This window comes from Pelomicrobium sp. G1, assembly GCF_051905455.1.
Taxonomy (GTDB): domain Bacteria; phylum Pseudomonadota; class Gammaproteobacteria; order Burkholderiales; family UBA6910; genus Pelomicrobium.
Genome location: NZ_JBQACR010000087.1, coordinates 1 through 528, shown reverse-complemented (window position 1 = coordinate 528; position 528 = coordinate 1). Strand labels below are relative to the sequence as shown.

The following is a 528-nucleotide window of genomic DNA, read 5'->3' as shown; positions in this document are numbered from 1 at the left end:
TCGAACTCTGCGTGCACCTCCTTCTCGGCTTTTGCCTTCTCCATGGCAAGCACCTGCGCTTCGGTCAGTATCAGCTCTTTCTGCGCCACCTTCGCTTTCAGCGCCTTCAGCCGCTTTCGGGTCGTCTCCCAATCATGACGCAGCCAAACACAGCGCACACCCGCCTGGTCAGTACATCGATGCCCGCGCCTGTCCCAGCCAGGCTGTTTGCGCGCCAAGCGCCACAATCGCCTGTTCGATCCCGGGGACAACCCGGCTCTTGATCACGGGCTTTCGCCGGCTGATATCCTGCGCGCTAGCTTGGCCCCCACTCATAGAGTTCCTTGAACCAGTAAATGCTGTCTCGCAAGCACCCCATCATGCGGCATGCCTGCCTGACGTTGTCCAGCTGCTGCGCCTGCTCCAGCAGCCCTACCTCGCAGCGAATCACTTTCTGTTGCTTGTTCATCGTGTCGGTCTTCTCCACAGCGCCCTTCGGCCCTTCGACTGAGGGCGCTGCTAACGTATCAAAACCGACACGCATTGTCA

1 protein-coding gene and 1 pseudogene are annotated in these 528 nt (G+C 59.7%); both read right to left on the bottom strand.

The features are described from left to right. Positions 1 to 218, bottom strand: a pseudogene (locus ACTFO6_RS17585) (IS481 family transposase); the annotation flags it as partial. 77 nt (positions 219 to 295) lie between these two features. After that, positions 296 to 528, bottom strand: a 233-nt coding sequence (locus tag ACTFO6_RS17580) for a helix-turn-helix domain-containing protein (RefSeq protein ID WP_439935718.1), incomplete at its 5' end; no start/stop codon positions are given.